Source organism: Paraburkholderia sp. CNPSo 3274, assembly GCF_024206475.1.
Taxonomy (GTDB): domain Bacteria; phylum Pseudomonadota; class Gammaproteobacteria; order Burkholderiales; family Burkholderiaceae; genus Paraburkholderia.
This window is the reverse complement of sequence record NZ_JAMBPR010000080.1, coordinates 22,488-32,101: the sequence shown is the minus strand read 5'-3', so window position 1 is coordinate 32,101 and position 9,614 is coordinate 22,488. Positions and strand designations below refer to the sequence as shown.

10 protein-coding genes and 1 pseudogene are annotated in these 9,614 nt (G+C 63.9%); 3 read left to right on the top strand and 8 right to left on the bottom strand.

Annotated features, from left to right (window positions below):
- On the bottom strand, positions 1 to 1,167 hold a 1,167-nt coding region (locus M3I54_RS36400; protein WP_254344525.1), incomplete at its 3' end, for a chloride channel protein.
- An 89-nt stretch (positions 1,168 to 1,256) separates the two neighbouring features.
- Entirely contained in the window at positions 1,257 to 1,676 is a 420-nt protein-coding gene (locus M3I54_RS36395; protein ID WP_254344524.1) for a MarR family winged helix-turn-helix transcriptional regulator, read from the bottom strand.
- A 208-nt stretch (positions 1,677 to 1,884) separates the two neighbouring features.
- On the opposite strand from M3I54_RS36395, the gene M3I54_RS36390 reads away from it, so the two are divergent.
- Complete coding sequence (locus tag M3I54_RS36390) at positions 1,885 to 2,154, top strand: hypothetical protein (RefSeq protein WP_254344523.1); 270 nt, start codon at positions 1,885 to 1,887, stop codon at positions 2,152 to 2,154.
- Between the two features lie 41 nt (positions 2,155 to 2,195).
- Here M3I54_RS36390 and M3I54_RS36385 read toward each other — a convergent pair whose 3' ends face one another.
- The 5 genes from M3I54_RS36385 to M3I54_RS36365 all read right to left on the bottom strand — a co-directional run bounded on the left by M3I54_RS36385 (position 2,196) and on the right by M3I54_RS36365 (position 6,739).
- Positions 2,196 to 2,624, bottom strand: coding sequence for a hypothetical protein (locus tag M3I54_RS36385; RefSeq protein ID WP_254344521.1), 429 nt, complete (start codon positions 2,622 to 2,624; stop codon positions 2,196 to 2,198).
- Between the two features lie 70 nt (positions 2,625 to 2,694).
- Positions 2,695 to 4,053 (bottom strand): epoxide hydrolase family protein, encoded by a 1,359-nt coding sequence (locus M3I54_RS36380; protein WP_254344519.1) that lies wholly within the window; start codon positions 4,051 to 4,053, stop codon positions 2,695 to 2,697.
- A 153-nt stretch (positions 4,054 to 4,206) separates the two neighbouring features.
- Complete coding sequence (locus M3I54_RS36375) at positions 4,207 to 5,142, bottom strand: NAD(P)H-binding protein (protein ID WP_254344517.1); 936 nt, start codon at positions 5,140 to 5,142, stop codon at positions 4,207 to 4,209.
- A gap of 79 nt (positions 5,143 to 5,221) precedes the next feature.
- Positions 5,222 to 6,214: a carbon-nitrogen hydrolase family protein gene (locus M3I54_RS36370; protein ID WP_254344515.1), complete on the bottom strand. Its 993-nt coding sequence runs from the start codon at positions 6,212 to 6,214 to the stop codon at positions 5,222 to 5,224.
- Positions 6,215 to 6,262: 48 nt separating this feature from the next.
- Complete coding sequence (locus tag M3I54_RS36365; protein WP_254344513.1) at positions 6,263 to 6,739, bottom strand: MarR family winged helix-turn-helix transcriptional regulator; 477 nt, start codon at positions 6,737 to 6,739, stop codon at positions 6,263 to 6,265.
- A gap of 240 nt (positions 6,740 to 6,979) precedes the next feature.
- Between M3I54_RS36365 and M3I54_RS36360 the strand changes: the two are divergent.
- A pseudogene (locus tag M3I54_RS36360) lies at positions 6,980 to 7,722 on the top strand (alpha/beta fold hydrolase).
- Positions 7,723 to 7,900: 178 nt separating this feature from the next.
- On the opposite strand, the gene M3I54_RS36355 reads toward M3I54_RS36360, so the two are convergent.
- A complete protein-coding gene (locus M3I54_RS36355; RefSeq protein WP_254344510.1) occupies positions 7,901 to 8,434 on the bottom strand; it encodes a Tautomerase enzyme in 534 nt (177 codons plus the stop codon).
- A 106-nt stretch (positions 8,435 to 8,540) separates the two neighbouring features.
- Between M3I54_RS36355 and M3I54_RS36350 the strand changes: the two genes are divergently transcribed.
- Complete coding sequence (locus M3I54_RS36350) at positions 8,541 to 9,575, top strand: GlxA family transcriptional regulator (RefSeq protein WP_254344508.1); 1,035 nt, start codon at positions 8,541 to 8,543, stop codon at positions 9,573 to 9,575.
- Positions 9,576 to 9,614: the final 39 nt, after the last annotated feature.

Genomic DNA, 9,614 nt, shown 5'->3' with positions numbered 1-9,614 from the left:
CGCCGTGATCGGGCTCTGCGTGACGGCGGCCAGATAGCCGACCATGCCGAGCGCGATCAGCATCGGCAACTGCATCTGCCCGAACACCATGTGCAGCACGTTGCCGATGCCCGCGCCGATCGCCAGCGAAGGCGCAAAGAGGCCGCCCGGCGTACCTGGCAGATACGAGCCCACCATCGAGGCCATTTTCAGCACGGGATAAGCCACGCCGAGCTGCGAATGGCCTTCGAGCATGCCGCGCGCTTGCGCGTAGCCGCTGCCGAACAGATTGCCGCCGCTCGCCACGCCGATCACGGCGATGAACAAACCGCACACGGCGCCGAACGCCACGGGCCGCTCTTTTCGGAGAGCGAACAAGCGGGCGGGCATCCATCGTTCGGTGTTGAGCAGCAGCCAGCAGAACACACCGCCCGCGAGGCCGGTGATCACGCCAACGAGAATCACGGCGACGGCGAGCAGATCGGGCAAATGGCTGCCGATGGCAATCGTGCCGAAATACACATAGTTGCCTTGCAGCGCGAGGGAGACGACGCCCGAAAAAATGATCGCGGTGATGATCACGCCGCTCGTTCGCGCCTCGAAGCTGCGCGTGAGTTCCTCGATGGCGAAGACCACGCCCGCGAGCGGCGCATTGAACGCGGCAGAAAGGCCCGCGGCGGCGCCCGCGAGGGCGAGCTTGTATTCGAGGCCGACGCCGTACATGCTGCGCAGCCGCGCGGGGTAGAAACGCCGCAGGCTGTACATCAGCGCGGCGCCCACGTGGATGGTCGGCCCTTCGCGGCCAATCGTGAATCCACCGAGGATCGCGAGGAACGACAGGGCGATCTTGCCGATCAGGATGCGCAGCGTGAGCAGGCGCGGGCCGAATTTGCGCACGTCGTGCAGTGTGGCAATGACCTGCGGGATGCCGCTGCCCTCCGAACCCGGAAACCAGCGGCGCGTGGCCCAGACGCTGAACGCGGCGATGGCCGGCGTGATGAGAAGCGGCAGCCACCGGTAATGGGCGGTCATCTGCACAAAGAGCGCGTAACCGAAGTCGATGAGCCGCGCGTACATGACCGCGACGAGCCCCGTCGCGATGGCGCCCAGCCAGAACACGCCGAGATATAGCCAGCGCCGATGGCTTCGCACAATCGTGCGCCGATCAAAAATGTTCGAAAATCGCATGGGTGGCCGGAGAAAATAGCACTTAAGGCACATTGTGACATAAATTGCCTTTTCCACCGACAGAGCTCACCTGGCTGCTCTGGCAAGGGCTAACTGCCTGCCTCATCGAACACCCAGCCAAACGCGCCATAGACCGCCTTGTGCTCGGCCGCGAGTTCGAGCACGAACATCTCGCCTTTGGCCGTGAGATGGACCTGCACCTGGCGACGGTCGGCGGGATCGGGTTTGCGCGTCACGAGCCCGGCCGATTCGCAGCGGGAGACGAGCGCCGCAGTGCCGTTCGGCGCCGCCTGCAATCGCTCCGCGAGTTCGCCGACGGTCGCCCACTGGCGGTCGGGAAAGCCGCACACGTGCAGCAGCAACTGGTACTGGAGCGTCGTGATGCCCGCGGCGTTGGCGATCTCTTCGGAAGCCCGCAGAAACTTCCGCAGGTCATACCGGAATGCCGACATCGCCTCGAGTTCGCGCTTGCCCGGAAGCGCGCGTTTTGTCGATTTGCCTGAATTCATGTGCTGTTCCTTATGCGTGCCGGTCATGCCGGGTGCCTTGCACGGCAAGCGGCCTGCGGCGGGCAATGGGATTGTGGCGGCAGACTGGCCGTGGGGGAGGTTACCATGCACGTGCTTTCGGCCATCGGGCGCGCACGGCGTTAGCTCGCCGGAAGCAATTGCTGCAGGCTGATGAGATTCTGAGGAATCACGCGGATGAATCCCCCGCGTGCCGGATGCGCCTTCGCTGCAGTTCATCCCTGCCATCGTTCAAGCGGGAAAGGTCGGTGTGATCACAACGGAAGCGGTCGGTCCTGAAAGATGCTCTTCATCACGAGCGTCGACCTCAGCCGCAGTACCCGTCGTCGGCATGGGTTCGAAGGCCATTCTGACGACCCGGCCAAAGGCGGCCCGCAGGGTGAGTCAGTTGTCCGGCGTGACGATGGTCATGGTTGCGGTCATTCTGTTCGCCGAGCAGGCTTTTGCTTTCATGCATTGACTGCCGCGGCGGCCGCACTCGGCTCGCCGCTGCTTTACGAACTACGTCGTCTTCATGGCCGCGGCTTCCGGTCCGCTCAGATAGTAATCGCGGAATCGTTCGTCTACCCGCTCCCACATCAGTGCCGAAAATAACAGCGCTGCCTTGAGCGGCCGATGGTTGATGACAACCGAATCGGTTTCGCCATTTTGGTTCAGATGCGCGACGACCACGGTTTCGATGGGTTCTCCCTGGATCTGCGATCGGTAGGACTCCATGTACAGGCTGTTGCCGATTTCCCCCTTGTAACTGTGATGCTGGAACTCATAGAGAGAAACGGCATGCCTGATCACAGAAAGGATGTCTGCGCGGCCTTCGATCGGACGCTTCAGGACGGTCGCCTCCAGCGTTGCATTTTCTGCCAGTCTCGCCAGCCAAAGCGGCGGAGCATTTTCGGGCGCCAGTACCGGCGCAGTGTCGTTGAATTTCATGTCGGACGTTCCTTCGGTTTCAGGTAGCCGCCGGGAGTCGCGTCCCGGCGTCGCACAGACGGCTCGCGCGCTATTGCTGACGCAGCGGTCGCAAACCCGCTCGCACCTCTTGCGCGAACAGTTGCGGCTGTTCCCACGCCGCAAAGTGGCCGCCTTTGTCGGGCCGGTTGTAATAGAGAAGGTTGTGATAGGCCCGCTCGGTCCAGCTGCGGGGCGCCTGATAGTTCTCGCGCGGGAACACGCTCACTGCGGCCGGCACCGATACATCGGCGGCCGCGGTAAGGTTGAAATGCGACTCCCAGTAGAAGCGCGCGGCTGAGATTCCCGTGTTCGTAAGCCAGTAGAGCGTGATGTCGTCGAGTACGTCGTCACGCGTCATCGCGCCCGCCGATTCTCCGTTGACGTCGCGCCCGTACACAGCCGAGGTGAGCGCGGCAGCCGGCTGGATATAGCCGTCGCCGTGATCGAGGAGCCAACTAGCCAGCGCGATCGGCGAATCCGAGAGCCCATAGAGCGTTTGCGGGCGCGTGCCCTGTTCGAGCGCGTAGGCGCGTCGCGATTTGGCTGCGCTCGCGAGCTGCTCGTACGCGTGCTTCTCGTCGTCGCTGAGATTCGCTGGCGGCGGCGAGCCGGCTTGCAGCGCCTTGGCGATTTCGGGCGGAACAGTCGCCGGGAAATTCACGTGAATGCCGAGCAGTTCCGGCGGCGCCTGCTTGGCCATCACGTTGGCTACGACACCGCCCAGGTCGCCGCCTTGTGCCGAAAACTTGTCGTAGCCAAGGCGCTTCATCAGCACGACCCACGCGCGCGCAGTCCGCTCGGGACCCCAGCCCACCTCGGTCGGTCTGCCCGAGAAGCCGTAGCCCGGCAGCGACGGAATCACCAGGTGAAAGGCGTCGGAAGCGCTCGCGCCGTAAGCAGTGGGATTGGTCAGCGGGTCGATGATCTTGAACTGTTCAATGACCGAGCCCGGCCAGCCGTGCGTGACGATGAGCGGCATGGCATTCTCGTGCTTTGAGCGCACATGAATGAAGTGAATATCGAGTCCGTCGATTTCGGTCACATAATTCGGCAGCGAGTTCAGCTTCGCTTCGCAGCGGCGCCAGTCATAGTCGGTCGACCAGTGGCGGGCGACCTCCTGCATCATGGCGAGCGGCACGCCTTGCGAATCGTCGTTCACCGTCTCCTTGTCGGGCCAGCGCGTGGCCTTGATGCGGCGTCGAAGATCCACGAGCTGCGCTTCGGGCACATGCACGCGCAGCGGTCGAATCGCGGTCTTGTCGCCGTTCGGTGCGGGCTTGACTTCCGTGATGCCTTGCAGGGTTTGCGAAAACGCCAGCTGGCTCAGCGAGGCTGCAGCCACGGCAGCCGCGGCCGTGCCAATGAAGCGGCGGCGCGACGGCGATGGGATGAGTAGCTCGTCAGACATATGTACTCCGTTTTTCTGGTATTGGAGGCAGAGCGCACGTGGATGCTTCGCAATACCAAGCGTAGTCGTGCTGGCGCGCGCATGCGCTGCAGTCTCGCATCGCTCGCCAACGGGATTCGAGCCGGATGTCCCGGCACGCAAACGCGCGTCGCATCAAGCCGATGCCGTGCTGCTCGAAAATGCTGCGGCGTGGCGCGTCACGAACTCGCGCATGCCGATCGGCGCCTGCCCCGTGAGCTTGCGCAGGTCGTTGGTCATGCGGTCGTACCGGCCTTCTGCGTGCAGTTCGGCCATGACCGCGAGATGCTTGACGATATGCGCGGATAGTCCGAACTCGCCCAGCTTCGCAGCCCATGCTTCGACGGGCACGTCGCGGTAGCGAATCGTGCGGCCGAGCAGCTCGGAGAAGAGGCGCGCATAGTGCTCCATATCGCAGGACTCGAGGCCCGTGAGGTGATAAACCTGGCCGATATGCGGCGCCGGATTGTCGAGGATCTCCACGACGGCACGCGCCACGTCGAGCGACGAGATCGGCGAGGTCCGGCCTTTGCCGAGCGGCAGCACGAGTTCGTCGTTCTTGCGCACTCCCTCTGCGGCAAGAAGCAGGAAGAAGCTCTCCAGAAAAACCGTAGGCCGCACGGTGACGACGGGCAGACCCGACCAGGCGAGCGCCTGCTCGGCGAGCCAGTGCTGCTTTTGCTGCCCGCTGTCGGTGGTTTCGGTGATGCTCATCTGCGAGACGGTCATCTGCGACATGTTCACGAACGCTTCGACGCCGTGATGGCGCGCAACGGCCGCTGTATTGATCGTCGCTTCGAGATACGCGGGCGACACTGACATGCCGAAGTAGAGGCGCGAGACGCCTTCCATGGCGCGGTGCATCGAATTGAGATCAGTCAGATCGCCGAGCACGACCTGCGCGCCGAGACGGCGCAGTTCGTCGGCGCGTGTGTCCTCGCGGCGCACCAACGCGCGCACGCGATGTCCCTTCGCAAGCAGGTTTTCGGTGATGCTGCGGCCTACGGCGCCGATTGCGCCTGCCGCACCCGTGACGAGAATCGGACGGTCATGCTGGATTTGAGTGGTCATTTCGATTACCTGATTCGTAACACTAAGTAGTGTATATGCACATTTAAAGGAGGCAATAGCCGGAGCGGGCAGTGCGCGCTCAGGCAACGATCGTGCGTGGCTCCTCGCCTTCGTTACCCGTCGCCGCAGCGGCGTGCTGCACACGCTCATGAACGTTCGCAGCCGGCGTGCGGTCGATCTGCAGGCTGAGCAGTTCCGGCCGGTTGTAGTGGCCTGCCGCGTCCATCAGCATCTTGCGACGGTCGATCAGCGAGAAATCGAGGTCGGCGATGACTTCGCCTTCGCCCTCGCGCAGCGGTTCTCCGATCAGGGAGCCGTCCGGCGCGACGATCGTGGTGAAGCAGCCGCCCGAGATCGGCCCGATCGCGCAGCCCGTGTCCTTCATGATCTGTGCCTGCTGGTCGGCATCGAGCCACGCCGTCGCATTCACGACGAAGGCCCCGGATTCGAGCGCGTGCTGGCGGATATTGATTTCCATGCGTTGCGCGAAGCCTTCGCCGAAGGCCGAGCCCGGATACATGGCCGAATGGATCTGTTCGCCGTCGGCGATTATCGCGTAGCGCGCGAGCGGGTTGTTGTGCTCGAAGCAGGCGAGCTGGCCAATGCGGCCCACCTTGCTGTCGACAGCGCGCAGGCCTGAGCCGTCGCCCTGGCCCCAGATCATGCGCTCGAAATGCGTGGGCGTGATCTTGCGGCGGCGCTGGATCAGCGTGCCGTCGGCGTCGAAGAGCAGTTGCGTGTTGTAGATGGTGCCGCCGTCGCGCTCGTTCACACCGATGGAGACAACCATGCCCGCTTGCCGTGCCGCTTCGCCGATCGCATCCGTGGCGGGCGAGGGCACCGTCACGGACTGTTCGAGCAGCCGCAGATGCTCGGTGCCCGCGAGCAACTGCATGGGCGTTTGCACCGCGGAAAAGTACGGGTAATACGGCACCACGGTTTCGGGGAACGTGGCGAACTGCACGCCCTTGCGGCCCAGTTCGTGAATCTTCTGTACGACCTTGGCGACGGTTGCCTCGCGACTGTAGAGCACGGGGCTGATCTGGACGGCGGCGGCTTTGACGACTTTCATTGCAGGCTCCTGATGGTGTTGCATATGCAACATTGACGATGAAAAAATTCAGATCGTGGCTGGCGGCAAATCCGCTGCGATGTTCATGAGCGCGCTCGCGCCCTCTAAGCCGAGCACGCTGGCGGCGCGCTGTTGCGCGGAGGTCCACGCCGGCCCGGCGGTGTGAAGCAGCGCGCCGCCCGCTTGCGTGACCGAGAGCGCACGGCTGCGGCCATCGCCACCGGGCTGGCCGTCGGACACCCAACCGTGTGCGATGAGCGGCTGCAGGTTGCGCGTGAGTGTCGTGCGGTCGTGATGGTTCTTGCGGCCGAGCGCGGCGCGGCTCAACGGGCCGAACTCGGCGACGAGCACGAGCAGCGAAAGCTGCGACGCGTTGATACTGAGCGGGCGCAGCGCCTCGTCGTAAAGGGCGGTCAGCACGCGTGCGATCTGCCGGGTGCGCGTCAGCAGGCAGTGGCGCGCGATCTGCGCGCTCACGCTGCCCGATGGTTCACTGCCGTGCGGAACGGTTTCGATGCAGGACATGCTTCGCGACTCCAGGGTTCGAGCGGGGCGGTTTGCCCGGTTGAGGTATTGAAGCGTGCTGATGTATCCCGCACGTGTCGGGCAGGCCGTCTTTGTGTATGTGTATGTTGCTGCGCGGCGGCCAGATACATGGCGGTACAAAACCGATGCGGGGCAGCCACGCAGCAGCCGTATGTAAGGGCGCTCACCTTTACTGCCCGTGGCCCGCCGTTGCGCACGGCGTAAAAAGGAGAGACGAAAATGGCCGAAAAAATCGATACGCGCCGCCGCGGGTTGTTGGGGACTGGCGCTCTCATGCTCGCGGCGGCGCAGCTTGGCGCGTCGGGCGCGGCGAACGCGCAGACTGCCGCCCCGAAGGCCGCGCCGCTGCCGCCCGTCAAGCCGGGCAGTCACACGTCCTTCGCGTCGCTCAAGCAGATCAATGCGGGGCTGCTCAATGTCGGCTATGCCGAAGACGGTCCGGCCGACGGTCCGCCCGTGATCCTGCTGCACGGCTGGCCCAACGACATTCACAGCTTCGTGGATGTCACGCCGCTGCTCGCATCGCGCGGCTATCGCGTGATCGTTCCGTACCTGCGCGGCTAGAAGTACACGCACGATTTCACGAAGCTGATCTGGCGGATGCCTCGCCGAAATGGCAGTTCGACGACGCCACGTTCGATCGCAGCGCAGCGGCCTTCGAAAACCCCGACCACGTGGACATCTCGATCCACCACTATCACTGGCGTTTGGGCCTTGCGCCGGGTGAAGCGAAGTACGACGAATACGAGGCGCGGCTCGTACCGGGGCCGACCATCGGCGTGCCGACGATCACGCTCGAAGGTGATGCGAACGGCGCGCCACACGTGCCGCCCAGCGCCTATGCGAGCAAGTTCACGGGGAAGTACGAGCACCGTGTCATTACGGGCGGCATCGGCCATAACCTGCCTCAGGAAGCGCCGCAGGCGTTCGCGCAGGCCGTGGTCGACGTGGATCGTTTCTAGCCCGGCATCCGCAACATTCAGACGATTTACGTATGCGCGCCGACCCGAATGGCGCGCAGCGATTTTGCGGATTTTGTATCGTTCTGTATCCATCGCGCCAACGGACAAGGAGGCTTGCAAAGGCCGGGGTTCGCGGAAACAAGCAGGGTCGTTATCGCTTGCGAAGAGCCTTTCGCCGTTACGCATCAGGGAGACCCGTGGACGCCGCATCGACGGCTGCCGCGAGCGTGGTACGCGCTTTTTCGCGGCGTCGGCGCGCGAGTCGCGCTGCCCCCACGCCGCGTTCGGCGTCGCCTTCCAGCAGGGCGTGAATGTCGGGTAACGTCCAGATGCTGCCGCGGCTGCCCCACGTGCCGTCCGGAATCTCGGTCGGGAAAACCCACACGCGCGGTGCCACGTCTTCGAACGGACGGTTCTCGGCGCGGGCCACGGCCTCGGTAACGGCCAGAACGAGCGCTTTGCGTGAAGCATCGGTGTACTGACCTTCCGGTGCCGAGGGCACGATGCGGTAGCGCGGCAGCGCCGAGCGTTCTCCGGCGACGTATACGGCGGCAGGCCGATGGAGATAGAGCACGGTCACGCCCTGCGCAATCCGGTTGCCGGGGTCGTAGCCTTCCGCGTCGATCAGAATATTGGTGAGTTCCTTGACGAGGCGGGCTTCCGCTTCGGGTGTCAGGGCATCTTCGGGCCATAATGCGTCGATCATGGGCATGGCGCTACTCCTTTAATCAGGTGTTGGGATGCACCAATCATGCGGCTTTACGGGCTAGCGAGGAAGTGGCAAGATCGCCATTATTAAAGGCATATCGGACACGCCAATGATCACCATCCGCATCTGGGTTTACGACGGCATTCTGGCCTCCGGCGTGGCCGGCCCCATCGACGTTTTCAACGCCGCCAATCAGCTGGGGGCACGCGAGCGCCATGATGCGCGGCGTTTCGCGTGGCGCGTCGAATCCCTCGACGGGCAGCCGGTGAGGGCGGCGTCGGGCCAGAGCATCGCGGTGGACGGCAAGATTGACGGCCGCAAAGGCGCGCACGCCATCCTGCTCACGGCACCGTTTTTCTCCGACATGGACGGGTTCATTGGCCGCCGCGAGCAGATCGAAAAGCTCTCGAGGGCGCTGCGATGCCAGCACAAGGCAGGTGCCGTGCTGGCGGCCTACTGTACGGGCAACTATCTGCTTGCCGAGGCGGGACTGCTGGACGGACGGGTCGCCACCACGCACTGGGCGAAGGCGGCCGATTTCGCGCGGCGTTATCCGGCCGTCGAGCTTCGGGCACGCGAGGTCCTGACCGGGCAGGACCGCATTCTTTCCAGCGGCGCGGTCACGTCATATCTCAATCTCGCGATACGGCTCGTGGAAGTGCTCGCGGATGAAAAGCTTGCCGCCGTGACGGCGAGATCCTTGCTGATCGACGTCAATCGTATTGATCAGGCATCCTATTCGACGCTGGTCGACGAGCACGGGCACACAGATCCCCTCGTCGCCCGGGCGCAGCAGCGCATGGAGGTGACGATTGCTGAAGGGTTCCGGTTAAGTGAGCTTGCCACGTGGCTCGCCGTGAGCGAACGCACGCTCAACCGCCGGTTCAAGCAGGCCACTGGCCTCGCGCCACTCGAATATCTGCAGAATCTTCGTATCGAAGTGGCGAAACAGTTGCTGGAGTCTCGGCCCATCGCGCTCGAAAGCCTCAGCGACCGGGTCGGTTACGCAGATCCAGGTTCGTTTCGTGTGCTGTTCAAGCGCAAAACGGGTCTCTCGCCGCGCGAGTATCAGTTGCGTTTCGCGCGCACATCCGCCCACCCGGAAAGCCAAGGTGGCGGGAACAAGGAGCCTTCGCAGCCGTAGCGACAGCCGGACTGCTGCAGAGGCTCCTGGGCTTGCGCG